The 25,777-nt window shown below is 51.1% G+C and carries 27 protein-coding genes, 1 tRNA gene and 1 pseudogene; 21 read left to right on the top strand and 8 right to left on the bottom strand.

All coding sequences use genetic code 11. The features are described 5' to 3' along the window. The coding region (locus JRI46_06435) for an S-methyl-5-thioribose-1-phosphate isomerase (protein MBW2039219.1) at window positions 1-462 on the bottom strand (462 nt) is incomplete at its 3' end. 311 nt (window positions 463-773) lie between these two features. Then, window positions 774-1,223: a response regulator gene (locus JRI46_06430; GenBank protein MBW2039218.1), complete on the bottom strand. Its 450-nt coding sequence runs from the start codon at window positions 1,221-1,223 to the stop codon at window positions 774-776. 597 nt (window positions 1,224-1,820) lie between these two features. Here JRI46_06430 and JRI46_06425 point away from each other — a divergent pair. Next, entirely contained in the window at window positions 1,821-3,635 is a 1,815-nt protein-coding gene (locus tag JRI46_06425; GenBank protein ID MBW2039217.1) for a PAS domain S-box protein, read from the top strand. 57 nt (window positions 3,636-3,692) lie between these two features. Here JRI46_06425 and JRI46_06420 read toward each other — a convergent pair whose 3' ends face one another. Together JRI46_06420 and JRI46_06415 are read right to left on the bottom strand one after the other, a co-directional pair. Beyond that, entirely contained in the window at window positions 3,693-3,977 is a 285-nt protein-coding gene (locus JRI46_06420) for a pathogenicity locus (GenBank protein MBW2039216.1), read from the bottom strand. A gap of 176 nt (window positions 3,978-4,153) precedes the next feature. Further along, window positions 4,154-4,693, bottom strand: coding sequence for a hypothetical protein (locus tag JRI46_06415; protein MBW2039215.1), 540 nt, complete (start codon window positions 4,691-4,693; stop codon window positions 4,154-4,156). A 455-nt stretch (window positions 4,694-5,148) separates the two neighbouring features. Between JRI46_06415 and JRI46_06410 the strand changes: the two genes are divergently transcribed. Both JRI46_06410 and JRI46_06405 read left to right on the top strand, forming a co-directional pair. Beyond that, window positions 5,149-5,409: a hypothetical protein gene (locus JRI46_06410; protein MBW2039214.1), complete on the top strand. Its 261-nt coding sequence runs from the start codon at window positions 5,149-5,151 to the stop codon at window positions 5,407-5,409. Between the two features lie 145 nt (window positions 5,410-5,554). Next, window positions 5,555-6,550, top strand: coding sequence for a DUF4065 domain-containing protein (locus tag JRI46_06405; protein MBW2039213.1), 996 nt, complete (start codon window positions 5,555-5,557; stop codon window positions 6,548-6,550). Between the two features lie 57 nt (window positions 6,551-6,607). Here JRI46_06405 and JRI46_06400 read toward each other — a convergent pair. The 4 genes and pseudogenes from JRI46_06400 to gatB all read right to left on the bottom strand — a co-directional run bounded on the left by JRI46_06400 (window position 6,608) and on the right by gatB (window position 10,518). Beyond that, a pseudogene (locus JRI46_06400) lies at window positions 6,608-7,287 on the bottom strand (transposase). 49 nt (window positions 7,288-7,336) lie between these two features. Continuing rightward, window positions 7,337-8,329, bottom strand: coding sequence for a sodium:calcium antiporter (locus JRI46_06395; protein ID MBW2039212.1), 993 nt, complete (start codon window positions 8,327-8,329; stop codon window positions 7,337-7,339). Between the two features lie 102 nt (window positions 8,330-8,431). Continuing rightward, on the bottom strand, window positions 8,432-8,908 hold the full coding sequence (locus JRI46_06390) for a hypothetical protein (GenBank protein ID MBW2039211.1): 477 nt from the start codon (window positions 8,906-8,908) through the stop codon (window positions 8,432-8,434). Window positions 8,909-9,087: 179 nt separating this feature from the next. Continuing rightward, window positions 9,088-10,518, bottom strand: coding sequence for an Asp-tRNA(Asn)/Glu-tRNA(Gln) amidotransferase subunit GatB (gene gatB, locus JRI46_06385; GenBank protein ID MBW2039210.1), 1,431 nt, complete (start codon window positions 10,516-10,518; stop codon window positions 9,088-9,090). A gap of 222 nt (window positions 10,519-10,740) precedes the next feature. Between gatB and JRI46_06380 the strand changes: the two genes are divergently transcribed. The 18 genes from JRI46_06380 to JRI46_06295 all read left to right on the top strand — a co-directional run. After that, on the top strand, window positions 10,741-12,075 hold the full coding sequence (locus JRI46_06380) for an exodeoxyribonuclease VII large subunit (GenBank protein ID MBW2039209.1): 1,335 nt from the start codon (window positions 10,741-10,743) through the stop codon (window positions 12,073-12,075). Next, window positions 12,072-12,941: a M23 family metallopeptidase gene (locus JRI46_06375; protein MBW2039208.1), complete on the top strand. Its 870-nt coding sequence runs from the start codon at window positions 12,072-12,074 to the stop codon at window positions 12,939-12,941. Before JRI46_06380 ends, JRI46_06375 begins: the two co-directional genes overlap by 4 nt. A 275-nt stretch (window positions 12,942-13,216) precedes the next feature. Continuing rightward, window positions 13,217-13,456, top strand: coding sequence for an exodeoxyribonuclease VII small subunit (xseB, locus tag JRI46_06370; protein ID MBW2039207.1), 240 nt, complete (start codon window positions 13,217-13,219; stop codon window positions 13,454-13,456). Next, window positions 13,457-14,347, top strand: a complete 891-nt coding sequence (locus JRI46_06365) for a polyprenyl synthetase family protein (GenBank protein ID MBW2039206.1) — start codon at window positions 13,457-13,459, stop codon at window positions 14,345-14,347. A gap of 12 nt (window positions 14,348-14,359) precedes the next feature. Then, window positions 14,360-16,252, top strand: coding sequence for a 1-deoxy-D-xylulose-5-phosphate synthase (locus tag JRI46_06360; protein MBW2039205.1), 1,893 nt, complete (start codon window positions 14,360-14,362; stop codon window positions 16,250-16,252). Beyond that, window positions 16,233-16,973 carry a TlyA family RNA methyltransferase gene (locus tag JRI46_06355; GenBank protein ID MBW2039204.1) on the top strand — a complete coding sequence of 247 codons (741 nt, stop codon included), beginning with the start codon at window positions 16,233-16,235 and terminating at the stop codon, window positions 16,971-16,973. The genes JRI46_06360 and JRI46_06355 overlap by 20 nt, the downstream gene beginning before the upstream one ends. Window positions 16,974-17,154: 181 nt before the next feature. Beyond that, window positions 17,155-17,688, top strand: a complete 534-nt coding sequence (locus tag JRI46_06350) for a DUF4416 family protein (GenBank protein ID MBW2039203.1) — start codon at window positions 17,155-17,157, stop codon at window positions 17,686-17,688. Next, on the top strand, window positions 17,685-18,569 hold the full coding sequence (locus tag JRI46_06345; GenBank protein MBW2039202.1) for a YicC family protein: 885 nt from the start codon (window positions 17,685-17,687) through the stop codon (window positions 18,567-18,569). The genes JRI46_06350 and JRI46_06345 overlap by 4 nt, the downstream gene beginning before the upstream one ends. Before the next feature lie 13 nt (window positions 18,570-18,582). Further along, a complete protein-coding gene (locus JRI46_06340) occupies window positions 18,583-18,837 on the top strand; it encodes a DUF370 domain-containing protein (GenBank protein ID MBW2039201.1) in 255 nt (84 codons plus the stop codon). Between the two features lie 23 nt (window positions 18,838-18,860). Next, a complete protein-coding gene (gmk, locus tag JRI46_06335) occupies window positions 18,861-19,463 on the top strand; it encodes a guanylate kinase (GenBank protein ID MBW2039200.1) in 603 nt (200 codons plus the stop codon). Continuing rightward, on the top strand, window positions 19,456-19,728 hold the full coding sequence (locus JRI46_06330; GenBank protein ID MBW2039199.1) for a DNA-directed RNA polymerase subunit omega: 273 nt from the start codon (window positions 19,456-19,458) through the stop codon (window positions 19,726-19,728). The genes gmk and JRI46_06330 overlap by 8 nt, the downstream gene beginning before the upstream one ends. A gap of 49 nt (window positions 19,729-19,777) precedes the next feature. After that, entirely contained in the window at window positions 19,778-20,779 is a 1,002-nt protein-coding gene (gene gap, locus JRI46_06325; GenBank protein MBW2039198.1) for a type I glyceraldehyde-3-phosphate dehydrogenase, read from the top strand. 26 nt (window positions 20,780-20,805) lie between these two features. Further along, the gene (locus JRI46_06320) at window positions 20,806-21,993 is read left to right on the top strand and encodes a phosphoglycerate kinase (protein MBW2039197.1); all 1,188 of its coding nucleotides are present in this window, start codon (window positions 20,806-20,808) and stop codon (window positions 21,991-21,993) included. 13 nt (window positions 21,994-22,006) lie between these two features. Next, the gene (locus tag JRI46_06315; protein ID MBW2039196.1) at window positions 22,007-22,765 is read left to right on the top strand and encodes a triose-phosphate isomerase; all 759 of its coding nucleotides are present in this window, start codon (window positions 22,007-22,009) and stop codon (window positions 22,763-22,765) included. Between the two features lie 11 nt (window positions 22,766-22,776). Further along, the gene (gene secG, locus JRI46_06310) at window positions 22,777-23,079 is read left to right on the top strand and encodes a preprotein translocase subunit SecG (protein MBW2039195.1); all 303 of its coding nucleotides are present in this window, start codon (window positions 22,777-22,779) and stop codon (window positions 23,077-23,079) included. Between the two features lie 56 nt (window positions 23,080-23,135). Then, window positions 23,136-23,222 (top strand) — tRNA-Leu (locus JRI46_06305). 390 nt (window positions 23,223-23,612) lie between these two features. Then, window positions 23,613-25,328: a proline--tRNA ligase gene (locus JRI46_06300; GenBank protein ID MBW2039194.1), complete on the top strand. Its 1,716-nt coding sequence runs from the start codon at window positions 23,613-23,615 to the stop codon at window positions 25,326-25,328. An 8-nt stretch (window positions 25,329-25,336) separates the two neighbouring features. Continuing rightward, window positions 25,337-25,777, top strand: a 441-nt coding sequence (locus tag JRI46_06295) for a DUF488 domain-containing protein (GenBank protein ID MBW2039193.1), incomplete at its 3' end; no start/stop codon positions are given.

The following is a 25,777-nucleotide window of genomic DNA, read 5'->3' as shown; positions in this document are numbered from 1 at the left end:
CAAGATGGTGACGCCATCTTGGATGAGGTCCTTTCCTATCTCCCCTATCCTTTTGTTGCTCTCTATATCCTCCTCCAATATGGCGAGGGCCTCCATGACCAGACGCTCCTTGATTACCTCCACATGCGTCTCCTTGTTTGCCTCACATACTCTCTTCATCCTCTGCAGGGCCCAACGGAGATTGACGGCCGTGGGCCGGGTTTGTCTCAGGGTATCGCAAACGGAGAGCAATTCGCGAAAAAAGGAGGGGAAATCCCTTTCCTCTATCCTCAACGCCCCTAGGGCGAAGCCCATAGCCGCAGCGATCCCGATGGCCGGCGCCCCCCTGATGGCCAGGGTCCTGATGGCCTCGGCCACTGTGGCGACATCAGGGCACTCTAAATAGACTTCCTCCTCGGGTAATCTCCTCTGATCGAGGATGAAGACCCTGTCGCCCTTCCACTCTATGGTCTTAGGAAACACCTTCCAACCGTATTCTTAAGGAATTCAAACGCCTTTTCTATCATAAGTAAGAGATAGGGTATTGTCAAACGACTTGGGGGAGTTGGGGATGCAAAAGTTTTCCTTGCACCACCGAGACCACTGACCGTGAACCATCAACTCAAGGCCGTCCCAAGGTTCCTGTATTTTCATTTGTGGGGGTGAAGGAAAACCCATGTAAGGGTTGAGGGGTGCGAAGAATTGTTGGTCCGACCCCTTCGTTAAAATGTCAAAATATTATGAACGTTTCGTACCTTTACTTACGAACGTACCGGTAGTACTGGCAGATCATGTTAAAATCTTGCCACGCTCTCGGCAAAGGCTGGATCTCGCAGGAGCTTCTTGGCAAATTTCAGGTATTTCCCCACTATGGCCCTAACCGCAAGTTGCAATGCGTATGGTTTAATCGGTTTTTCCAGTAAATGGTTAACGTCCGAAGCCACGCACATATTTACCACATCATCACTGGCGTATCCGGTGATCATTATCGTGTCTTCATGAGCTGAGGGAAATTTTTTCTCAATGGCATCAAGAAAATAAAATCCACTTTTTTCGCCAAGAAATACATCTAATACGAATATGGCAATGCCGGTATCACGACCTAGACAATGCGATATTGCCTCATCGACATCTGTAAAGGGAATGACCTCACCCCATGTATAAAATCTCCGGATGGTCTCTGCGATCACTTCACATAGATTTGGTTCGTCATCGACGATAATAACATCTAATCCATCAGACATGTTCTCACCTCCTCTTGTTTATAGTTAATTTAAAAATCAGGACCTAGCCTCCTTTAGTTTCTCAGCAAGTGGTTGGGTGCAAATCCTTTCTGCAACTGGTATTGCTTCCTGTTCCAAATGTAAAATGTACGACTTATAATTTTGTCAACACGCCTTAATGAACCAACTATTGGGTATATAGAATAAGATTTCTGTCAATTCTATTATACAGAAAAAATCCGTATTGTCAAATATTTCTTCCGTTTTGCAGAATTTCTGGGTATATTATACCACGACCTTTTTTGTGCAGGCCTTTCCTATCCCGAAATATCCCAAGGCACTCTAAAAAGTTAGGGGGTTCTTGCTAGGCGAAGATTACCTTCTTTTATATGACCATCCATTGTCCGCTACAAAGACCGGGTAAGGAGAGTTTAAAGGTCTCCTCAATTTTCATCTTTCCACGTGTCTAAACCCACGGCCTTTAAAATACGGTTGCCATAAGTGTTCTTTTTAGGATAGATTGTAGGGCAAAATGAAGACACAGGAAATTCAGAGAAATATCTACGGGAAAAGGAAAGGCCCCCAATTAAATTGCTACCTATTTGGGAGACACACAAGATGAAAGATAAAGATAAGACAAAAGAGCAACTTATAAATGAATTGGTTGAAATGCGCCAACGGGTTGCCGAATTGGAAAGGGCAGAAACTGAGCACAAGCAGGAGGAGGAAGAACTGCGGGAGACGAACATATTTTTGAGTAACATATTGGATAGTTCTTCCTTTATTTCTATCATATCTACCGATCTGGAGCGCAATGTTCTATTCTGGAATAAAGGGGCTGAGAACATATTTGGATACAAAGCCGAAGAGATAATCGGTCACCATAAGATAGACATATTATACCCCGATGATGAAGGGGATACGAAAGAGTCAGTAGAAGAGGTCAGATCCTTCATATTGAAGAGTCAAAAGGGGATAAGTTGCGAGATTAGGGAAGTAACAAAAGATGGGCGCAAGATTTGGATCAGTTTGACCTCTACCCCCAGGTTCGATGAGAACGGCAATGTGATTGGGATCTTGGGCATTGGAGAAGACATCACCGAGCGCAAACGGACAGAGGAGTTATTGCAAAAGGAGAGGGAGACCTTTTTCTCCATCCTGCAAAAGGCACCCTATGGGGTGGTCTTGATCGATAAGGATGGGAAATATCTCTACATCAATCCTGAATTCACCGTCATCACTGGTTATACCCTGGAGGACGTCCCCACCGGAAGGGAGTGGTTTCATAAGGCCTATCCAGACCCAAAATATAGGCGGAGAGTCATCGAGACATGGAAGAGCGATTTTGCCCAAAGGGGGGTTGATAGGATATTCAGTGTGGTTTGTAAAGATGGGGAGGTCAGGGAGATAGAGCTTAGGCCGACCTTGTTAGATGATGGTAGGACCATTGTGATGTTGTCCGATATCACCGAACGCAAGCGAGCAGAGGACGAATTGCGTCGACAGGCACTCATTTTTGAGAATATGCACGACGGCATCATCGTGACAGATCTGGAAAGCCGCATCATTGACTGGAACCCGGCAGCGGAGAGGATGTTCGGGTATATCAAAGATGAGGTGTTGGGCAAGACTACTGGTGTGCTGACGACGAGGATTGTCGACGGGACGCTACGCGATGGGCGCTGGTCCGGTGAGATTAACTTCATCCGCAAGGACGGAACCGAGGGGGTATGCGAGTCGATCGTCGTGCCGCTGCGCGATGAACGCAACAACATAATCGCTACAGTCGGGGTCAACCGCGATATAACCGAGCGCAAGCGGGCTGAGGAAGAACTTCAACAAAGCTTTGAAAAATTAAAGAGAGTCTTGGAGCAGACGGTCAATGCCTTGGCCTCAGCAGTTGAAACGAGGGATCCTTATACTGCTGGTCATCAACAGCGGGTCGCCAATCTTGCCTGTGCCATAGCCAAAGAGATAGGCCTTTCAGGAGAACAGGTTGAGGGAATCCGCATGGCTGCAATTATCCATGATATTGGAAAGATATATATACCTGCTGAAATTCTCAGTAAGCCCGGGCGGTTGACCGAAATCGAATTCAAGATAATCAAAACTCACCCCCAGATCGGTTACGATATACTGAAGACCATAGAATTTTCATGGCCCATTGCCCAAATGGTACATCAACATCACGAGAGGATGGATGGTTCTGGATATCCTCAAGGCCTTTCGGGTGAAGAGATTACCATAGAGGCAAGAATCTTAGCTGTGGCTGATGTTGTTGAGGCCATGGCATCTCATCGCCCATACCGACCGGCTCACGGGATAGATAGCGCATTAGAGGAAATCTCGCAGAATAGGGGTGTTCTTTATGATCCTGAGGTGGTAGATGCCTGCTTGAGGCTTTTTATTGAGAAGGGGTTTAAGCTTGAATAAGAAATGAGGGAAGCAGCCATAAACGTCAGCAAAATGCAGCTCAGATGCAGCACAATATTAGCTTGCCGATCTCTTTTTATCTTTCCAACTCCCCCACTTCAATAGTTCCGGTTCGTGTCTTGCATTACTGACATAGTACACTGCACAACGAAATACATACAGGACACACCTATCTATATGAGTACCGCGAAGTTCACAGAGATCTTTATACATGCGCTCGGGGTCCTGATTGCGTAGGTCTTCAACGCGGTGAAAGCCAAGATCCCTCAGGCCTCGCGTCATGCGAGGACCGATACCCGGAATGCCCTGGAGATCATCCATGCGGGTGTGTGCCTTTGACATGAAATGCTTTGAAGGAAAGAAGGAGACATTGTTGACTACTTTGCTTTTTTCTCTGTTGCCCTTTTGAGAAAACGAGCCCTCTTTCATGACATGAAAACCCACATACGTGTCCCCATTTCTTTTCAGGTTGCAGCATAATCAAACCGTCCCCGTGATTGTTCCGAGACCCTCGGAATTCACTGCGTGACACGTTTCAAGACTTGGAAACCGCCATCATAGAGATCTTTGTTGTGCAGGTTTTGCTTAACAAACCTGTAGAGCGCTCTCGATGAGGTAATGGGCTTTTTAAGCTTTTTAAAGAGCTTGTCGTCGACCAATCGGTTCTTAAAGGTATCCCCAGAGAGAACGTAGTTTACAATCGTCCAGCTTTCTTTGCTTTCTTTGAACATTCCAATCTTTTGAACATTCAGGAATTTCTCGTCCTTAATAACGGTCACAAAGGCTCTGTATATCTCACACTCTATTTCTCCCCCTTTCGACTTGTGTTCAACCAACATATAGATCACGAGCTCATGGTTATTGAACTGGCGGATACTTATCGTGCCCGACTCCTGTTCTTTCTCATCTGCAAATTTCCATTCACCTAAAAGCTCCTTATCGATTTTTGCCTTGCTGCTCTTGCTCAAGGGGACTTCTGAGTCGTATGGGCATCCCCACAGGAGCGGAAGAATGAAAACGAGGAGTAGCAAACCGATGCTCCACTTTCTTTTTGTCATTGGTTCCCTCCTTATTTTGGTTCGAAACGAATGTTACCTTAATTTGGAATGAAAGTAAACTCGCACCCCAAATCCTGAGCGAGAGCCAAACCGTCCGGCGAGGTGGTTATGGACATCGATGTACGGTATCCCACTACTGGGCCCCCGCCCCTAAGGGTGGCTGCGGTTGAGTGTTAAGGGTGGTGGAAGATACACAGATGAAAAAGATAATAAGGGAAAATGCTACCCCAAGGATGCTGAAAGTTTTGGTTTTCATAAGAACTCCTCCTTGTGTTATAGAGACATAAACTTAGTTAATCAAAAAATGGCGAGGTTCATTATACGATAATGCGCCTTGCTTTCAAACAACAAAAAAGGGAGAAAAATTTAAAGGAAGAAAAATAGGTTCATATTATATTTTTTGATAAATTAAGCTTGACAAATTTATCATATGATATATAATTCTAAAGGTATGGATGAGAGGAAAGGGAATTCGCATATTGGATGAGGAGAAAAAGGAAGCGATACGCCAGTTCTTACGAGAGCTTAAGCAAATCGCCACGGCTGGTCGTGGGGTTGACATTGTCGATCGACGCAAGAATATGCAGTCGATGGCACAGTTGGGCTTGACCAAAAGAAATTGTATCGACGTAATCCTAAGCCTTTCTGTTGAGGATTACTGCGATGGGCCAAAACCGGACACAAATCGGCCAGGAGAAGTTTGGGAATTTGGTTAGGTCATAGAGGGGAAAGAAGTTTATATCAAGCTCAAGATAACGCAAGTCTCTGACGTCAAACTCGCAAAGTGTCTATCGTTCCATATTGCTGAGTATCCACTTTGTTTTCCCTGCAGGGATAAGTGAGAGGAAAGGAGGGATAACCATGAAAGGAATTTGTCCAAACTGTGAAAAACAGACGGAGCTTGAGTTAATTCACGCCACGGAAGACGTAGTTGTGCGGGGAGAGTCTATTCCCGTTGAAGTGGAGTACTACAAGTGTCTGGAATGCTGCGAAGAGTTTGAAGATCCCGGCTCTCATGATGATCATTTGGACAAGGCGTATCGGGAATACCGTCGGCGGCACAGCATGCTGCAGCCTGAAGAGATCAAAGCCTTGCGAAAACGGCACGGTCTTACGCAAAACGAGATGAGCAGACTTCTCGGGTGGGGTGGTGCTACCCTGAGTCGTTATGAAAACGGGGCACTCCAAGACGATGCCCATGAAAAGACCCTGCACCTCGCTGCGGAGCCGCACAACCTTTTGCGCCTCATTGAGGAGAACCCGGATGTTCTGCCTGAAGAGAAAAGACATCGCCTCATGGAACAATTGAGAAGTGAAGAGGAAGAAACGTATTCGTTTGAGAGGATTTATGAGGAGCGTTTCGGAAAATACGAGGCAGATGAATTAAGCGGATATCGGAAGTTTGAATTATCAAAACTGATCAATGCCATTCTGTACTTTTGCAAGGACAGCATATTAAAAACCGTCTTGAATAAGCACCTCTTCTATGCAGACTTTAAGCACTGCAAGGAGTATACATTATCTATAACCGGCTCACGATATGCGCGCATCCCCTATGGACCGGCCCCGGATAATTGGAACCATTACCTGGCATTGCTCATCGAAGAAGGTGCCCTGAGGGTAGAGGAAGTTTATTATCCTAATGATGTTATAGGTGAAAGACTTGTTGCTGAGGGAAAGCCTGATCTTGCGCTTTTTTCAGACACTGAGCTGAAGATACTCGCATCAGTTAAGGAACATTTTAAAGGCTGGAGTGCAAAAAAGATATCGGACTTCTCGCACGATGAAAAAGGATACCTAGAAACCCCGAATTCACGGCTCATCTCATACACCTATGCGAAGGATTTGCAGATCTAAAATAGGGCTTCACGAAATTCGTTTTCCACTTTCGGGGGGAATAGAGGGACACCATACCTATTTCTTCTTGCTCTTTGGTTTTCTACCTGCCTTTTTCGGTTTCAGAATGCGACCGAGCGTATTCTTCAAACTCTCTACAAAACCTTCACCGCCAAGTGGACGACCTGTCTTTTCATGTTTTCGCATTTCCGCTATTTCTTCTTCCCGTATTGCTACATTTAAGAAATCTTTCCACGTATCTCCTATCATTTCAAGCAAAGGGGTAACCTTTACAAGTTTATCGTCATGAGCGGATATGTGTGCCAATGCACTACTCCAGGGCCATTCTCCTGGTTCCCTCACAAGCCCGGCTCTCACTGGATTCATCTCAATATAGCGAACACATGCAAGTAAATATCTTTCATCCATGATATATGAGGCAAACCTCCCTTGCCAAAGATGTCCCCTCCAGCCCTACGGAAGTTTATCCGTCTTATGTACCGACGATGCACTTCTCCGATCGCCCGGCGCAAACCATCTTCCGATTCCGGTACTGCAACCAAATGTATATGGTTCGGCATCAGACAATAGGCCCATACTTCAACGTTGCAGAGGACGCATCATTCAGACATAAGGTTTATATATGTCTGATAATCTTCATCGCAGAAATAAGTCTCCTGTCGACGATTTCCGCGTTGCGTTATGTAGTGGGGAAAACCTGGGGCCACGACCCGTGCGATTCTTACCGTAAAATACAACTATCCCAGCAGAATTACAAAGTCAACAAATTAGTATGGTGTCCCCGAATTAGCGAATTCCCAGCTTGAAAAGGGTAATGCTCCCCAAGAGATAGAGGCTGATTATGGAGATGGATCCCCAACTCACCCGCCAGGGGACTTTCTTAGCTCTATAGATGAGATCTATGATGACAATGTTGGTCATGACGATCCCCAAGACAGCCGTCAGGATATGGTTCTGTGAGACATTGGCCAATATGGCCCCTCGGGTGAAAAAGATATCGGCCACGGGGATGATGGCAATGTTGAAGATATTGCTACCCAAGAGGCTTCCGATGGCCATATCAAGAGCCCCCATTCTGACCAGAGGAATCCCCACCGCGAGTTCCGGAAGAGATGTTACAACGGCCAGCATAAAACTTCCAACAAAGGACCGGTCCCAACCCATCGCTTGTGCAATGGCGTCGGCCGTGACCGAAAGCCAGAGGCCAGCGCCTACGATAGCAATAGCGCCGATGGCAAAAAAGATGTAAACGGATTTCCCCCCTTCAATCTCCGCCGATTTTTGGACTTTAGGGATCCCTTTTGGCGATCCAAGGATCTCGTGGCGATATAGAATTTTTATTCCCATCACATAGAGCAGGATCAAGATGATGCTTTCAAGTCCCATAAATCGCAGGTTGAAACTCAATCCAAGGCCAATGCAGAGGATGGCAAGCCCCGTAAGCAAAATTCCGATGCTGGCAGCAAGGACATGGCCCGTGGAGAGGCGGTCGAGGATCGCCCCCTTTCCCTGAACGATATCAAGGACTGCGATCAGAAGGAGGTTGAAGAGATTACTCCCGAAGACGTTGCCAACAGCCAAGTCCGGCGCTCCGACCACAGAGGCAGAGGTTATGCAAACGGTCAATTCCGGGAGAGAGGTTATGGTCGAGAACAAGATAATTCCCAGAAAGGTTCGGCTGATCCCGGTTCTCTTTGCGATCTGGGCGCCATAGTGGGATAGCTTATACCCCGCACCAATTATGATAACAGCAGCTATAGCAAAGTGGACCCAAAACATCTTTACACATTCAGTTAGGTGGAATTTAGGTGAACTCTATCTTAGTTCGCGCGCTCCGTCAACCCAGGCCAATGCTGAAGGTCCTGCATCTTATCAAAGGTATCATAGAGAATAGGTGTAAAACTTTTCTTCAATTGATCTTGCTTCCTGTTCCATCGGTGCGTCTGGATAGCCAATCGTTAGACACTCCCATAAATATTTCCTGAGAAAGGGCGTAAACCCACCGAGTTGTTCATACTGCTTGACATGTACCAATTCATGAGCTACTAGGCTGCGCACATCCCAGGAATAGGAGCGAATATAAATGCCATGGCGCAGCGTCAGGCCAGCCGCCTCCGGAGAGATCAGCCCGGTTTCTTGAGCGGCTGCACGCAGCCCGGGGTGCTCGGGCATAGGGATCTGCTTGACCTCGAGAAGACGAACACGTTCAGGAAATGTGACCCCTATGGATCTTGCATCAGCCATCTGGTCGTCTGTCAGTTCTACTCCTTTTTCTAAAATCAGCCTTTCCTGTTCTTGCGCCCACGCACATGCCAGGGGTAACAAGACCTCGAATTCTTGTGGTGAAATTGAGATCATGGTTATTTTTTGCACCTAACTATTGATTGTATAGAAATATTTCTGTCTTATACCTTAAATACAGAATAAGATTTTTATCTATTTTACTACTGGTATACTGCATAGAAAAAATCCGTATTGTCAAGTATTTTTTGCGTTTTGCTAAATTTCAGGGTATAAAGCGTGGAAGGGTTGAATGACTAGCTCAATTTCTTCTTCAATATCTCATTAACAAGTTGAGGGTTGGCCTTGCCCTGGGTGACCTTCATTACCTGTCCGACAAAGAATCCAAAGAGCTTCTCTTTCCCCTTTTTATACGCCTCCACCTCCTTGGAATGACTCTCGAGGACCTCTTCCACCATCTTCGTTAAGGCATCTTCGTCGGTGATCTGAACCAGGCCCTGTTCCTTGACGATCTGGCTCGCCCCTTTGCCTGTTTTATACATCTCTTCAAAGACGGTCTTGGCTATCTTGCCGCTGATGGTCCCCTTCTTGATGAGGCCCAGCATCTCGGTCAACTGTTGAGGGGCAAGGGGGCAATCTTCCACCTCTTTGTCATCCTCTTTTAAGAAGCGCAGAAGGTCGCCCATGATCCAGTTACTCACCTGTTTGGGCTCAGGGAAGAGCCTCACACACTCTTCGTAGTAATCGGCCAGGGCCTTGGAGGAGGTGATAACCCCGGCATCGTACTCAGGTATCTTGTACTGTCGGACGAAACGATCTTTGCGCTCTAAGGGGAGCTCTGGAAGCCCCTTTTTCACCTCTTCTATCCATTCCGGGGAGATGGTCAAGGGAACGAGATCAGGGTCCGGGAAGTAGCGATAATCGTGGGCCTCCTCTTTTGACCGCATGGCATCGCTGATCCCCTTCTGTGGATCCCACAGCCTGGTCTCCTGAATCACTTTTCCCCTTCCCTCGAGGACCTTTTTCTGTCTCTCTATCTCATAGGCCAGGGCCCTCTCCACATTGCGGAAGGAGTTCATGTTCTTGACCTCGGTCCTGGTCCCCAGGGTCTGGGCGCCTGCGGGCCTGACGGAGACGTTGGCGTCACAACGAAAACTCCCTTCTTCCATATTCCCGTCGCATATCTCCAGGTACTGTAGGGTTGCTCGCAACAGCCGCAGGTAATCGGCAGCCTCCTGGGGGGAGCGAAGGTCAGGTTCGCTCACGATCTCCAGCAGGGGTACGCCAGTCCTGTTGAAATCGACATAGCTGAAAGGCCCGTCTTCATCGTGAAAGAGCTTTCCCGCATCCTCCTCCATGTGGATGCGGGTGATTCCCACCCGCTTTTTCCCCCCATCTGCGGTAGGGATTTCCACATATCCCTTGGTGGCGAGGGGAAGTTCATATTGGGAGATCTGATAGCCTTTGGGCAGATCGGGATAAAAATAGTTCTTTCGGGCAAAGAGGCTGTATGAGGCGATTTCACAGTTGGTGGCTAGGGCCATCTTGATGGCAAACTCCACCGCCTTCCTGTTTAAAACGGGGAGTGATCCGGGCATACCTGTGCAGACAGGACAGGTGTGGGTATTGGGTTCACCGCCGAAGGCGGCGCTGCATCTACAGAAGATCTTGCTCGTGGTCAGCAGTTGGGCATGGACCTCCAACCCGATGACCGCCTCATATTCCACAGGTCCCTCCTTTTGATGCTCTGTCTCTGAGACAATAGTACAGCTCCCTCACCAAGTCAAGCCTGCTGTCTTGAAAGGCTTCAAACGTCATTCTTGGGTTGAATCTCTGGCCTTCTTGGCAACTTTTTTGGAGAAGAACCGATTTTTCCCTGTAAGAGCGAGTTTTCGCTTTAAAAGATCAAGATAATTTGATATAATTCAAAAATTAAATTGAGGTGAAGAATGGATCTGTTCGAGAGGAGAATCCTGACAGTAAGCCAGCTCACCGCGGGGATCAAGGACCTTTTGGAGACCCATTTCGACGAGGTATGGGTGGAGGGGGAGATCTCCAACCTGAGGTGTCCCCCCTCAGGGCATCTCTATTTCACCCTGAAGGATGAAAACAGCCAGATCAGGGCGGTGATCTTCAAGATGCAGGTTCGTTACCTGCGCTTTGACCTGGAGGATGGCCTGCAGGTGGTCTGTTGGGGGAGGGTGGGGATCTATGAGAAGAGGGGGGAATATCAGTTAATCCTTGACTACGTGGAGCCAAAAGGGATAGGTTCCCTGCAGCTCGCCTTTGAGCAATTGAAGGAGAGGCTGGCTAAGGAGGGGCTCTTTGATGAGGCCCGTAAAAGGTCCCTTCCGCTTCTGCCCAGGAAGATCGGGATCGTCACCTCCCCAACGGGGGCAGCCATCCGGGATATATTGAATGTTTTGCACAGGAGGTTTGAGAATATAGGGGTGGTCCTCTACCCTGTTAAGGTTCAGGGGGAGGGGGCAGCGGAGGAGATCGCTCAGGGGATTGGGTACCTCGGCGAAGAAGGGGAGGTGGATGTCATCATCGTGGGCAGAGGAGGAGGGTCTTTGGAGGACCTATGGGCCTTTAACGATGAGGTGGTGGCTAGGGGCATCTTTCACTCCCCTGTCCCTGTCATCTCGGCAATAGGGCACGAGACCGACTTCACCATTGCCGATTTTGTGGCGGATATGCGCGCCCCCACCCCATCAGCGGCAGCGGAGATGGTGGTGCGAGAGAAGAGGGATCTGCTCAGGGTGATCGATGACCTAGAGGAAAGGATGGAAAGGGAGATGGATCACCTCCTCAACCGCAAAAGGGAGGAGGTGAGAGGAGCAGAGGGGAGGGTCAAGGATCCTCGCCGGAGGATGGAAGAGTTCCGTCTGAGACTGGATGAGTGCTGGGGTCGTCTCGCCACCGCTGTGCTCAGGACCTGGAGGGAGAACAGGGAGAGGGCCGAGGGGGTTTCCCATCTCTTCTTCTCCCAGGACCCCTTGCATGAGATAGAATCCCTCCGGGATGGCTTCAGACAAAGGACCAGGGGGGTGATAGGGGGCATCTGTAATATCTTAAGTTCCAAAAGGAAGGGATGGGAAAAGGAGGTGGCCAGGTTGGATGCCATGAGTCCCCTGGCCATCTTGAAGAGGGGATATAGCATCACCAGGCGCCTTCCGGATGGTATGATCCTCAGGGATGTCCAAGAGGTAGAGGTAAAGGGTATGGTGGAGGTGAGGCTACATCGAGGTGAGATCATCTGCCGGGTGCAGGGCAAGGGATGAGGGGGTTGCTGCGTATTCCGCTATGGTGGGTTGCCTTCTTTGCTCTCCTTGTTTCTCCCTGTTATGGGGGGGGATGGGTCCAGGTCAATTGGTCTCCTCTGGAATTGAGACAAGGGGAGGCCCTCTACGTGGAGGTGAAGACCGAGACAGAGGTTTCCTCCATCGAGGGTGACTTAGATGGGACCCCTATCTTCTTCTATGAACGGGAAGGGAGCGGCCTTGCAGGTATAGTGGGGGTGGATCTGGCCACCTCCCCAGGCCTGCATCCCCTCAGGGTGAGGGTAGACGACCTCGAAGGAAGACCCTTTGAGGGGGTTTTTCAGGTGAAAGTGCGGAAGGGGGAGTTCGGAGTTCAAAGGCTTACGCTACCCAAGGAGATGGTGGAGTTGAAGGGGGAGATCTTGAGAAGGGTCCTGGAGGAGAATAGAAAGGTCAAGGAGATCTTGCTCAGGATCCGGCAGGAGAAGTTTTGGCACTATCCTTTTATTAGGCCTGTGGATGGGCCGATAACGGGCGCCTTTGGTCTGCGCAGGATCCTTAACGGGAAGCCCCGTTCCCCCCATAGCGGGGTGGATATAGGGGCCCCTTTGGGGAGCGAGGTGGGCTCATGCAACGATGGTATAGTGGTCTTTTCCCATGAGTTGTACTTATGCGGGAAGACCCTTATAATAGACCATGGTTTTGGTTTATATTCTATTTACATGCACTTGGCTGAGATCTGGGTGAGAGAGGGGGAAAAGGTAAAGGTAGGTGATGTCATAGGCCTGGTGGGGGCCACTGGGCGGGTGACAGGGCCACACCTTCATTGGGGGATGCGATTGATGGGGGCGAGGATAGATCCCTTTTCCTTATTGAGGTTACCGTGAAACTCATCCACGGTAAAATTGAGCTTTTAGGCAATTTCGGCCTTTATCTGTTTCTGAGCTTACTTCAAGGGGTCTTAACCCCCTGAAACCCCCAATAAGGAATTTTCTTTTTAGGGGGTGCGGGTGATTTCCTGTGCAGAGACATGTCAAAGACTTGTTGGGGGAGTTTGAGGGGGTGAAACCCTCTCAACGGAAGGCCGAAGGAATGATTGCAGTATTTTTACGGATGGGGTTGAGGATAAACCCTCATGAGGGTTTATGGGAGAGTGAAGATTATGGGTGAAAAGGGTTTTGAGGAGGCATTGAAGGAGCTGGAGGAGATAGTGAATCGCTTGGAGAGGGGAGATTTACCCCTGGAGGAGGCCTTAGGGCTCTTTGAGGAAGGGGTTAAACTCTCCCGATATTGCCACAAAAAGCTGGATGAGGCGCAGAGGAGGGTGGAGATACTCCTCAAAGATGAGGAGGGGAAGATGGTGCCCCAGCCCTTTGAGCCCAGTGAGGGGGATGAGGAGTAGATGGATGTCAGGGATTATCTCAGGGAGAAGCGGTTGCAAATAGATACTGCCCTGGAGCAGTTCCTCCCCTCTGAAACTGAATACCCCTCTTCTTTATACAGGGCCATGCGCTACAGCATCTTTGCGGGTGGCAAAAGGTTGCGCCCTATCCTCGCCATCGCTGCCTATGAGGCCTTGGAAGGGGAGGGTGATAGAATCATCCCTTACGCCTGTGCCTTGGAGATGATCCATACCTATTCCTTGATCCATGATGACCTCCCGGCCATGGATGACGACGATTATCGGCGCGGCAAGCCCACCAGCCATCGTGTCTTTGGGGAGGCCTTGGCCATCTTGGCCGGAGATGCCCTCTTGACCGAGGCCTTCGGTTTGATGACCAGACCGCAGTTCATGGAGGATTTGGACAGTGGGATGGTTATCCAGGTGATCAATGAATTATCAGGGGCAGCAGGGGTGCAGGGGATGGTAGGAGGACAAGTGGTCGATGTAGAATCTGAGGGGAAAGAGGTGGATTTTGCCACTGTGCAGTGGATCCATCTACACAAGACAGGGGCCCTCATCATCGCCTCTGTCCGAACTGGGGGGTGGTTAGGGGGGGCTGGGGAGAGGGAGATGGCAGCCCTCACCCAATATGGGGAGGGTATTGGTCTGGCCTTCCAGATAATGGATGATATCCTGGATGTGGAGGGGGATGAGGCAGATTTGGGCAAAAAGGTTAAAGTGGATCAGGAAAGGGGAAAAGTTACCTATCCCGCCTTCATAGGGGTGAAAAGGTCCAAGGCCAAGGCAAAAGAACTCATTGGGAGGGGCCTTACGGCCCTGGAGATATTCGACAACAAGGCAGACCCCCTGAGGGGTATCGCCCGCTTTATCTTGGAGAGGAGGTCTTAGCAGACTGAGGAGATGGCGAGGATTCTCGATAGCATTGATTCACCAGAGGATTTGAGGAGGTTAAAGAGAGAGGACCTCCCTGTCTTGGCGCAAGAGATCAGGGAGGAGATCATCTCCATCTGCTCTCGGACAGGAGGTCACCTGGCCCCGAGCCTGGGGGTGGTGGAATTGACCTTGGCGCTGCACTATGTCTTCGATACCCCGAAGGACAGGCTGATCTGGGATGTGGGGCACCAGGCCTATGCCCATAAGTTGCTCACTGGCAGAAAGAGGGAGTTCAAGACCTTGAGACAGCATGGAGGTATCAGTGGTTTCCCGAAGAGGGAGGAGAGTATATATGACCCCTTTGGCACTGGTCACAGCGGTACCTCCATCTCTGCGGCTGTGGGGATTGCGGAGGCCAGGGATCTGCGCGGGGAGGATTTCAAGGTGGTAGCCGTCATTGGGGACGGGGGATTGACGGCGGGCATGGCCTTTGAGGCCCTTAATTGTGCAGGGGAACAGGGACGGGATCTCATGGTGGTGTTGAATGATAATGAGATGTCCATCTCCAGGAGTGTAGGGGCCATATCCACCTATCTCAATAGAATTATGACCGGGCAACGGATCAACCGTTTTCGGGAGGACCTCAAGAACTTTTTACAGGAGATCCCCGGCATCGGTAAGTCCGTCTTCAAATTCGTAAAACAGGCCGAGGAGGCGTTGAAGGGGTTGATGGTACCTGGTATCTTCTTTGAGGAGCTCGGGTTCAAATATTTCGGCCCTTTGCAGGGACACCATCTCGAGCATCTCGTCGAGACCTTTCGGAACGTCAGGAAGCTGGATGGACCTATCCTGGTCCATGTGGTCACCAAAAAAGGAAAAGGGTATCCCCCCGCCGAGGAAAACCCCGCCTTGTTCCATGGGGTGGGGAGATTTGAGAAAGAGACGGGCAGGATCTATAACAACCCCTCCCCCCCCACGTACACCGAGGTCTTTGGCAGGACCTTGGTGGAGTTGGCCGAGGAGGATGAAAGGATTGTGGCTATAACAGCTGCCATGCCTCTGGGGACAGGGTTGGCGGAATTTTCCAAGAGGTTTCCCGAGCGTTTTTATGATATAGGGATCGCCGAACAACACGGGGTGACCTTCGCTGCTGGATTGGCCCTAGAGGGGATGCGTCCCGTGGCGGCCATCTATTCCACCTTTTTGCAGCGGGCCTATGACCAGATTATCCACGACGTCTGTCTCCAAAGGATCCCCGTGGTCTTTGCCATGGACAGGGGGGGGATAGTGGGGGAGGACGGTCCCACCCATCATGGCCTATTTGACCTCTCCTTCTTGCGCCATATCCCTCATATGGTGCTGATGGCACCCAAGGATGAAAATGAGCTGCGTCGGATGTTGTTGACCTCTATACAATATAAAGATGGCCCCATCGCCTTTCGGTATCCTCGGGGAAAAGGGTATGGAGTGCCGTTGGGGGCAGGAATTGAACCTCTGGAGATTGGCAGGGGAGAGATCCTATGTGAGGGCAGCGATGCCCTCATCTTGGCCATCGGCTCCACTGTCTATCCATCTTTAAAGGCGGCAGAGATCCTGGAGGGGGAAGGGATAGGGGTGACGGTGGTCAACAGCAGGTTCGTGGTCCCCCTGGACGGGGAACTAATAAACTCTCTGGTGAGGGGGCATAAGGTCCTGATCACGGTAGAAGAGAATGTGGTGGCCGGTGGCTTCGGCAGCGCTGTCCTGGAGTTCCTCTATGAGGAGGGTTGTTCCCCTCCCAAGGTACGCTGCCTCGGCATCCCGGCGCTCTTTGTGGAACATGGCCCTCAGGACGTATTGAGAGAGAAGTACTGTCTTGACCCGGAGGGGATCGCCCAGGAGGTGAGGATGTTGTTGAGAAATGGGAAGGGAGAGGCTTGATAAGGTGTTGGTTGAAATGGGGTTGGCCCCAAGCAGGGCGAGGGCGAAGTCCCTTATCCTGGCAGGGGCGGTCTTGGTCGATGGACAAAGGGAGGATAAGGCAGGCACTTTGGTCTGTCCTGAGGCGGTCATCCGTATCACCCATGACCCCCAGCCTTATGTAAGCCGGGGAGGTCTAAAGCTGGAGAAGGCCCTGGAGTTTTTCAGCATCAACCCTCAGGGAAAGGTGGCCATGGATGTGGGGGCGTCTACAGGAGGTTTTACCGACTGCCTCCTGCAAAGGGGTGCCCGACGGGTCTATGCCGTAGACGTAGGGTACGGACAATTGGCCTGGAAGCTACAGCAGGACCCCCGGGTGATCAATCTCCAGCGCCACAACATCCGTCATCTGAGCTGGGAGGAGGTGGGGGAGGAAGTAGATCTAGCCGTCATCGATAGCTCCTTTATCTCCCTGAAATTGGTCATTCCCCCTACCCTTTCTTTTCTGAGAAGGGGGGGGGAGCTATTGACCTTGCTAAAACCACAGTTTGAGGTTGGAAAGGGGGAGGTGGGCAGAGGTGGTGTAGTGAGAGACATAGAGAAACACCAGCAGGTGGTGGAGAAGATCTTGAGCTTCGCTGAAGACATGGGCTTGACCCCACGGGGGGTAATGGAGTCGCCCCTCCGGGGTCCTAAAGGGAATAAAGAGTTCTTTATTTATTTTGTTTCTTCTCCAATTTAATTAATGAAAGTGATATGATTCAAGGGATCAACCTTCAATCAGGGTTCAAGGATTCGAGGATTCAAGGGGTTTGTATTTCACTAGAACCCTAGACCACTAGACCCCTGGAACCCTATGAGATAAATCCTTGGATCTTTTTGGGCAACTCTTTTAGAGAAGAACCTTTATTTTAGGCACTCCCATGGGGAAGATAGGGGTACCTAAGCCGGTAAAACTGATCATGAGCCTCATCACCTCCGATGATTTGCTGCTGCACCAGGCCATGGAGGTAGCGGCGCAGAGGTATGGGGAGGTTGATTTTAAGAGCGATGTCCTCCCCTTTGGCCTCACTGGCTATTATACCGCAGAGATGGGAGAAGGGCTGTTTAGGAGGTTTATCACCTTTCGTCCCATGATCCCCAGAGAATCCTTGGTGAGGATCAAGAGGGAGACTAATGAGGTAGAGGAGACCTTCGCCGTCGAGGGAAGAAGGAGGATAAACATCGATCCTGGGTATATCTGTGCAGAACACTTGATTTTGGCCACTACGAAGGGTTATACTCATCGTCCTTACTTGGGGGAGGGGATCTATGCAGACCTCACCCTAGTCTATCAAAAGGGAGAGTTTCGGCCTCTGGAGTGGACTTATCCGGACTACGCCTCGCCGGGGATAAGGGAGATCTTGAACGAGGTGAGAAGGAGGTATTTGCAAGAACTGAAGGGAGGTGGAGGGTGACCAAGAGCATGACCGGATATGGTTTGGCAGAAGGGGATCTTCCTTTGGGGAAGGTAGCTGTGGAGATAAGGTCCCTAAACCATAAATACCTGGAGATCTCGTTCAGGCTCCCGCGTGGCTTATTCTCCCTAGAGCCCAGGATTCGTGATCTATTAAAAACATGGGTCTCTCGGGGGCGGGTGGACCTTAGCATGAGGATCGATCGCTCGTCCTCCTTAGTTCCCCGGTACCGTTTGGAGGCAGATGTGAACTTGGCAGAAGAGTACATCCACCTCTTACACAAGTTAAAGGAAAGGTTCGGCTTGAAAGGAGAGGTGACCTTGGATCATATAGCGGGGGTGAAGGAGATCCTGCCCTTTCTTGAAGTGGAGGAGAACGCAGAGCTCTATTGGGAGGAGATAGCATCTGTAATGGATCGCTCATTGCGGGCCTTGGATGAATCCAGGCAAAGGGAGGGAGAAATCCTATGTGGGGACCTGATGGGTAGATTGGAGGAGATCAGAAAGCTGATGGAGGAGATCAAAAGCAGGGCCCCCTTTGTGGTCGACGCCTATAGGGAGAGATTGCGGGATAGGTTGCGTGTCCTTTTAGAGGGGAGCGACTTCGATGAGCTAAGATTTTACCAAGAGGTGGCCTATTTCGCCGATCGTTCCGACATCTCCGAGGAGGTAATCAGGATGGAGAGCCACCTACGTCAGTTCGAAACCAAGCTGAGGGAGGAGGGACCTGTAGGGAGAGGGTTGGATTTTATCCTCCAAGAGATGAACAGAGAGATAAACACCATCGGAGCAAAGGCCAACGATGCCTTAATCGCCCACAAGGTGATTGAGGTAAAGGGTGAGCTGGAGAGGATGAGGGAGCAAGTACAAAATATCGAATGAGAAGGGGGGAAAGATGAAGACAAAATTGTTGAACGTAGGTTTTGGCAATGTAGTAGTTGCCTCTAGGGTAGTAGCTGTGGTGAGTCCCAGCTCGGCGCCCATGAGGAGGTTGAAGGATAGCGCGAAGGAGAATGGCAAGTTGGTTGATGCGTCCCAAGGGCGCAAGACCAGATCCATTGTCATCGTCGATAGCGATCATGTGATCCTGTCGGCAATCCAACCTGAGACCGTGGCACAAAGGTTGGCCGCTGGAGAGGACGTAGAATAGAACTAAAAGGTGGGGAAAAAAGAGTGGCAAGAAGAGGAATCCTCTTTGTTGTCTCTGCCCCTTCGGGGGCCGGGAAGACAACCCTCTTGAAAAAGATGATCTCCCAGCTTGCTGGGGTGGGCCTATCGATTTCCTACACTACCAGGCCCCCCCGGCTAGGGGAACGGGAAGGAATTGATTACTTTTTTGTATCCCGTGGGGAGTTCATTAACATGGTGAAAGAGGGGGAATTTATTGAGTGGGCCCAGGTGCACGGGGACTTATATGGAACCCCTAGGGCCAACTTGGAAACGCTCCAGGGGGGGGAAGACCTCATCTTAGAGATAGACACGCAGGGGGCGAGAAAGATAAGGGAGGAGTTAAAAAATGGGGTCCTCATCTTTATCCAACCCCCGTCCCTTAGGGTCTTAGGGGAAAGGTTGAGGGCCAGAGGGGGGGACTCCGAGGAGGAGATTCACGCTCGTCTACAAAATGCCCAAAAGGAACTTGATCAAATGGCTTGGTACGACTATATTGTAATCAATAGGGAGATCGAGGAAGCTGCAAGACAACTTACTTCTATCATAATAGCTGAGCGGTGTAAGACCGCCAGGGTATTAAAGGGGAGAGGAGGAGAATATGGCTAGGATAACGGTCGAGGATTGTTTGAGGAAGGTGGAGAACCGCTTTGCCTTGGTGGTCCTGGCCGCCAAGAGGGCCAAGATGCTCATGAGGGGAGCGAGGCCGTTGGTGGACACCGACAATAAGACCATTGTCAATGCCCTGAGGGAGATAGCCGCTGGAAAGGTCTATTATAGTTATGGACCAGAAGGAGAGGTGGCAGAGGTGGAAGGTCCGCAAGTAAAGCTGGTGGAGGGGGATGAAGAAGAGATCAAGGAGTTTCAAGAATGATGGTGAAAGGATATACTGTTTTTATTTTTGGCCGAGAGGAGGTAAAAAGATGGGGGCTAAGGTAGGGATAAATGGCTTTGGCAGAATTGGGCGGGCCATCCTCAGGGCCGCCCAACGGATGGGTGTAGATATGGATTTCATTGTGGTCAATGATCTAACGGATGCCCGGACTCTGGCTCACCTGCTAAAATACGATTCCGTTCATGGCCCTTTTCCCGGTGAGGTGCAGGTAAAGGACGATGCCATCCTCGTAAATGGGAGGGAGATAGAGGTAATGGCCTTAAAGGACCCTGCCCAGCTCCCCTGGGGGGATCTGGGGGTGGAAATCGTCATGGAATGCACGGGGTTATTCCGTGAAAGGGACGAGGCTGCCAAGCACCTGGAGGCTGGGGCGAAAAAGGTGATCATCTCCGCCCCAGCAAAGGGACCGGATATAACCATTGTCATGGGGGTCAATCATCAGGATTACGACCCGAATAGGCACCACATCATCTCCAATGCCTCTTGTACCACTAATTGTCTTGCCCCCGTGGCCAAGGTCCTCCTTGATAACTTCGGGATTCAGCGGGGGTTGATGACCACCGTCCACGCCTATACCACTGATCAGATGATCTTGGACCTCCCCCATAAGGATCTGCGCAGGGCCAGGGCGGCTGCCCTTTCCATGGTCCCCACCACCACCGGGGCAGCGGCCGCTGTCTCTTTGGTCTTGCCTCAGCTCAAGGGAAGACTGGATGGAATGGCCATCAGGGTTCCCACCCCCAATGTCTCCTTAGTGGATCTGGTGGCCGAGGTGGAGAAGGAAACGAGTATAGAGGGAGTAAATGCCGCCCTTAAAAGGGCCTCAGAAGGTGAACTTAAGGATATCCTTGGGTATACAGAAGAACCTATGGTATCGGTGGACTTTAACGGGACCCTGGTCTCCTCCACTGTGGATGCCCTCAGCACCACTGTTATCGAAGGGAGGATGGTAAAAGTCCTGGCCTGGTATGACAATGAGATGGGTTACTCTGCCAGGATGGTGGATTTGGCTAGCTTCATTACCTCTTAAGCATAGATCCCGAAAGGAGGGATAAAGTGGCCATCAAATGCATCGACGAGATAGAGATAACGGGGAAAAGGCTCTTTATCCGGGTCGATTTCAACGTACCCTTGGGCGATGATGGCGAGGTGAAGGATGATACCAGGATTGCCGCCGCCCTTCCCACCATTAATTATGCCATGGAGAAGGGGGCCACGTTGATTCTGGCCTCCCACCTGGGACGCCCTAAGGGAGAGGTGGTACCGGAGATGAGTCTTGTCCCTGTAGCTCGTCGTCTCTCGACCCTTTTGGGTCAAGAGGTGATGATGGCCCCTGACTGTATCGGAGGAGAGGTAGAATCCCTGGTCGCGAAGATGAAAGAGGGAGAAGTACTTTTATTGGAGAACCTAAGGTTTCACCCCGAGGAGACGGAGAACGATCCGGAGTTCGCTAGACAATTGGCCCATCTCGCGGATATCTATGTCAACGATGCATTCGGTACCGCCCATCGAGCCCATGCCTCCACAGAAGGGATCGCCCATCATATGGAGGTGGCGGTCTGCGGGTTTCTCATGAAGAAGGAGATAGAATATCTGGTTCATGCCATGGCCTCCCCTCAACGTCCCTTTGTCGCCATCCTAGGGGGGGCCAAGGTCTCCGACAAGATAGGGGTGATCAAAAACTTGATGGGCAAGGTGGATGCCCTCCTCATCGGTGGTGGCATGGCCTATACTTTCCTTAGATCCAGGGGGTATGAGGTGGGTAGGTCGCTTGTAGAGGAGGATAAGGCATTATTGGCCAGGGGGATCCTGAAGGAGGCTAAAGAGCGCAGCTTGAACCTTTGTCTTCCCCTTGACCATGTGGTGGCCAAGGAATTTAGCCCAGATGCTGAACATAAGGTGGTCACCAGCAAGGAGGTCCCCAGCGGCTGGGTGGCCATGGATATAGGTCCTCAGACCGTAGAGGCCTTCTCCGAGGTGATCAAGGGTGGCAGGACCATTGTATGGAATGGCCCCATGGGGGTATTTGAGATGGAGCCTTTCTCCAAAGGCACCGAGGGGGTGGCCAAGGCGGTGGTCGCCTCCGGAGCGGTCAGCATTGTGGGTGGTGGCGACTCCGTTGCTGCCCTCAGGGGTTTGGGCTTGGCCGAGAAGGTGACCCATATCTCTACTGGAGGGGGGGCGGCCCTTGAGCTTCTGGAGGGGAAGGCCCTCCCTGGTATAGCCGTTCTGGATAGATATTGATAAGGAGTCGAGGATGCGCAAGCCGATCATAGCCGGGAACTGGAAGATGCACAAGACCGTGGGGGAGGCCATTGATTTTGTGACCCGTTTTCAGGAGGAGCTGGGGAGATGGGAGGAGGTAGAAGTAGTTGTAGCCCCCTCTTTTGTCGCCTTGGCCCCGGTAGCCGAACGCCTAAAAGGGGGAAGAATTGGCTTGGCCGCTCAGGACGTCTTTTGGGAGGAGAAGGGTGCCTATACAGGGGAGGTATCCCCCTTCATGTTGAGGGATGTGGGGTGTCGATATGTGATCATCGGCCACTCTGAGAGGAGGGCATACTTCGGTGAAACCGATGAGGCGGTTAACAAAAAGGTGAAGGCGGTCCTTTCCCATGACCTGAATCCCATAATCTGCGTGGGGGAGTCCCTGGAAGAGAGGGAGCAGGGGGATACCTTTAAGGTGGTGGAGAGGCAGGTGAAGGAGGGTTTGAAGTTGGTGAACGCAGAGGCGGCCCGACGAATTGTGATCGCATACGAACCGATCTGGGCCATCGGGACGGGAAGGACGGCCTCCTCTGAGCAGGCCCAAGAGGTACAATCCTTCATTCGGGGGCTTTTGGGTAATATCTTCAGCCCCGCGCTAGCAAAGGTGATCAGGATCCAATATGGGGGTAGCGTCAAACCGGACAATATAGATGAATTGATGGCCCAGCCCGACATCGACGGTGCCTTGGTGGGAGGGGCCAGTCTGGAGGCGGGATCCTTCGCCAGGATTGTGAGATTTGAGAGAAGATAGGAGGTAATCGCATGTGGGGAATGTTCACTGGTTTGCACGTCTTTGTCTGTGTGCTTATGATTATGATCATCCTTTTACAGACGGGGAAAGGGGCCGAGATGGGATCGGCCTTTGGCGGTGGTTACAGCCAGACCATTTTCGGCAGTGCAGGGCCGATCAGCTTTTTGAACAAGCTCACTACCGTGGTGGCCGTCTTTTTTATGCTTACGTCCCTTATCTTGGCCTTTATGGCCGGCCATCCCCCTACCAAGACGGTGGTGGATGAGGTGCCGCAGCAAGAGGTCCCTACTGCCCCTGGCCCAAGGGGGAGGTGATTGGAAAAGGACTTGTCAAAGGGGGCAAATTGGGATATAATTTGTTCAATAAAAGTGCCGAAGTGGTGGAATTTGGTAGACACGCCATCTTGAGGGGGTGGTGGGTTATTCCCGTGCGGGTTCAAATCCCGCCTTCGGCACCAAGGAGATGTAAAAGGGAGATGGCCTTCCATCTCCTTTTTTAATTTGGGTCTTCTCCCATTTTGTTGGTGAATTGAGAGGATCCAATGAACCAACTACAAGGGTTCTAAGGGCTTAGGAGTCCAGGATTCTAGTGAAAAACAAACACTTGAACCCTTGAATCCTCGAATCCTGGGCCCTTTATTTTTAAAGGCCTGACAGGGTAGGGTGGCTGATGGTTGACAGGAGAGAACGATAGCTTATAGAATGCAAGTCAAAAAAGAAGGGTTTTGAGATGTGGAGAAGGATTTTGGAGTTGGGTAGGGCCTTACAGATGGTGGCGGTGAGGATCATGAAGGACGTGGAGAGGGCCCTGGCAGGGGGTCAAGTAACCCCGTATTGAGAGGAAAAGGATGCGGTATTCCCAGTTGCTATTGCCTACTTTGAGGGAGGAGCCAGCGGAGGCAGAGGTGGTGAGCCATAAGCTGATGCTGCGGGTCGGCATGATCAGAAAGTTGACCACAGGTATCTATACCTTTCTCCCTCTGGGGGTCCGGATCATGCAAAAGGTGGAGCAGATCATCAGGGAGGAGATGAACAGGGCAGGGGCCCAGGAGGTGTTGATGCCGTGCGTCATGCCGGCGGATCTCTGGAAGGAGAGCGGTCGCTGGGACCAATACGGAAGGGAGCTACTCAGGCTACAGGACAGACACGAACGGGAGTATTGCCTCGGTCCCACCCACGAGGAGGTGATCACGGATCTCGCCCGCCGGGAGATAAGGTCCTATCGTCAACTCCCCCTAACCCTTTACCAGATCCAAACCAAGTTTAGAGATGAGGTCAGGCCCAGGTTTGGGGTGATTCGGGCTCGAGAGTTTATCATGAAGGATGCCTATAGCTTCGACGCCGATGAAGAGGGTGCGGAGCGAAGCTATCGACAGATGTACGATGCCTATACGAGGATATTCCGGCGCTGTGGCCTGAGGTTCAGGGCGGTGGAGGCGGACACAGGGCTCATCGGGGGGAGTTTCTCACATGAATTTATGGTCTTGGCCGATACAGGAGAAGATGTCATCGTGAGTTGTGGGGAATGTGACTATGCGGCCAACCTGGAGCGGGCGGAGGTGGGCAGGGTTGTGGAGGAGGCGGATGAGGAGATGAGAGGATTGGAAAGGGTGGAGACCCCTGCCAGAAAAAGTGTGGAGGAGGTAGCCGAATTCCTCGGTGTCTCTCCTCAGAGGCTGGTGAAGACCATTATTTTTGAGACGGAGAAAGGGGTGACAGCCGCCCTGGTCAGGGGCGATCATGAGATCAATGAGACGAAGTTGCGCCGGCAGCTGGGGGTGACCCAGCTGCAGATGGCAAGGGATGAGGTAATCGCTGATGTCACCCATGCCCCCAAGGGCTTTGCTGGACCGGTGGGGCTCGATCTGATGGTTGTCGCCGATTACGCCCTGGAGGGGATGAAAAACTTTGTGACCGGCGCCAACGAACCAGATGCCCATTTGATCAACGTCAACCTAGGCAGAGATTTTCAGGTAGATGAGTTTGCGGATATCCGCCTGGCAAGGGAAGAGGACCCCTGCTCCAGGTGTACGGGGAGATTGCAGGTATCCAAGGGGATCGAGGTGGGGCATATCTTCAAATTGGGGACCAAATACAGCCAGGTCATGGAGGCCACCTATCTCGACCCCGAGGGCAGAGAGAGGCCCCTGATCATGGGTTGTTATGGCATTGGCGTGGGCAGAACAGTGGCGGCGGCCATCGAACAAAACCACGATGAGAACGGCATCATCTTCCCCATGTCTATTGCCCCCTTTCATGCCCTGATCTTGCCTGTCAACAACAAAGATGCCCAGGTCATGGGGGCGGCAGAAGACCTTTACCGTACCCTCTTAGAGAAGGGGGTAGAGGTCCTTTTGGACGACAGGGATGAGCGGCCAGGGGTGAAATTTAAGGATGTGGACCTCATCGGCATCCCCCTTCGCCTGACGGTGGGGAAGAAGAACCTGAGGATGGGAAAGGTGGAGATAAAGGTGAGGAGGTCTGGGGAGGTCATCTTGGTAGAGCGGGAGGAATCACCGGAGGTGATAGTGAAGATGATCTCCGCAGAGCTGGGAGATGATTGACCTGTCTTATGAAGATCTATTCCCTGGGGACGAGCACCCGCACCATTGAGGAATTCATGGGGATATTAAAGGCTTACGATATAGCGGTCGCTGCTGATGTGAGGAGTTTTCCCCAGAGTCGGTTTCCCCATTTCCAACAAGCGGAACTTACCCGTTTTCTAAAGGAAGAGAGGATAGATTACGTCTATCTGGGGAAGGAACTGGGGGGTTATCGCCGGGGGGGATATGAATCCTATGTGGGTACCCCCTCGTACAACCAAGGGCTGGAAAGACTGGAGGAGATAGCAAAGGGGAAGACGACCGTCTTCTTCTGCGCCGAGAGGCTTCCCTGGAGGTGCCATCGGAGGTTTATCGGCGCCAGCCTAAGAAAGAGGGGATGGGAGGTTGTATATATCATCGAGGAGGGAAGGGTTTGGCATCCCAAGGACCGTTCTTCGAGCAGGTCTGGA

It is taken from the genome of Deltaproteobacteria bacterium, from assembly GCA_019308925.1.
GTDB lineage: Bacteria > Desulfobacterota > B13-G15 > B13-G15 > RBG-16-54-18 > JAFDHG01.
Note: the sequence above shows the minus strand (reverse complement) of the source record. Positions and strands in the feature narration are given on the sequence as shown.

Bases quoted from the DNA above. Each gene is read 5' to 3' on its own strand.
- JRI46_06390 (MBW2039211.1), bottom strand. From the start codon at position 8,908: ATGATCTCAATTTCACCACAAGAATTCGAGGTCTTGTTACCCCTGGCA.
- JRI46_06350 (MBW2039203.1), top strand. From the start codon at position 17,155: ATGGGGAAGATAGGGGTACCTAAGCCGGTAAAACTGATCATGAGCCTC.
- JRI46_06415 (MBW2039215.1), bottom strand. From the start codon at position 4,693: ATGACAAAAAGAAAGTGGAGCATCGGTTTGCTACTCCTCGTTTTCATT.
- xseB (MBW2039207.1), top strand. From the start codon at position 13,217: ATGGGTGAAAAGGGTTTTGAGGAGGCATTGAAGGAGCTGGAGGAGATA.
- JRI46_06360 (MBW2039205.1), top strand. From the start codon at position 14,360: ATGGCGAGGATTCTCGATAGCATTGATTCACCAGAGGATTTGAGGAGG.
- JRI46_06365 (MBW2039206.1), top strand. From the start codon at position 13,457: ATGGATGTCAGGGATTATCTCAGGGAGAAGCGGTTGCAAATAGATACT.
- JRI46_06430 (MBW2039218.1), bottom strand. From the start codon at position 1,223: ATGTCTGATGGATTAGATGTTATTATCGTCGATGACGAACCAAATCTA.
- JRI46_06375 (MBW2039208.1), top strand. From the start codon at position 12,072: ATGAGGGGGTTGCTGCGTATTCCGCTATGGTGGGTTGCCTTCTTTGCT.
- JRI46_06425 (MBW2039217.1), top strand. From the start codon at position 1,821: ATGAAAGATAAAGATAAGACAAAAGAGCAACTTATAAATGAATTGGTT.
- secG (MBW2039195.1), top strand. From the start codon at position 22,777: ATGTGGGGAATGTTCACTGGTTTGCACGTCTTTGTCTGTGTGCTTATG.
- JRI46_06340 (MBW2039201.1), top strand. From the start codon at position 18,583: ATGAAGACAAAATTGTTGAACGTAGGTTTTGGCAATGTAGTAGTTGCC.
- JRI46_06315 (MBW2039196.1), top strand. From the start codon at position 22,007: ATGCGCAAGCCGATCATAGCCGGGAACTGGAAGATGCACAAGACCGTG.
- JRI46_06380 (MBW2039209.1), top strand. From the start codon at position 10,741: ATGGATCTGTTCGAGAGGAGAATCCTGACAGTAAGCCAGCTCACCGCG.
- JRI46_06395 (MBW2039212.1), bottom strand. From the start codon at position 8,329: ATGTTTTGGGTCCACTTTGCTATAGCTGCTGTTATCATAATTGGTGCG.
- gap (MBW2039198.1), top strand. From the start codon at position 19,778: ATGGGGGCTAAGGTAGGGATAAATGGCTTTGGCAGAATTGGGCGGGCC.
- JRI46_06330 (MBW2039199.1), top strand. From the start codon at position 19,456: ATGGCTAGGATAACGGTCGAGGATTGTTTGAGGAAGGTGGAGAACCGC.
- JRI46_06410 (MBW2039214.1), top strand. From the start codon at position 5,149: ATGAGAGGAAAGGGAATTCGCATATTGGATGAGGAGAAAAAGGAAGCG.
- JRI46_06355 (MBW2039204.1), top strand. From the start codon at position 16,233: ATGGGAAGGGAGAGGCTTGATAAGGTGTTGGTTGAAATGGGGTTGGCC.
- JRI46_06405 (MBW2039213.1), top strand. From the start codon at position 5,555: ATGAAAGGAATTTGTCCAAACTGTGAAAAACAGACGGAGCTTGAGTTA.
- JRI46_06300 (MBW2039194.1), top strand. From the start codon at position 23,613: ATGCGGTATTCCCAGTTGCTATTGCCTACTTTGAGGGAGGAGCCAGCG.
- JRI46_06420 (MBW2039216.1), bottom strand. From the start codon at position 3,977: ATGTCAAAGGCACACACCCGCATGGATGATCTCCAGGGCATTCCGGGT.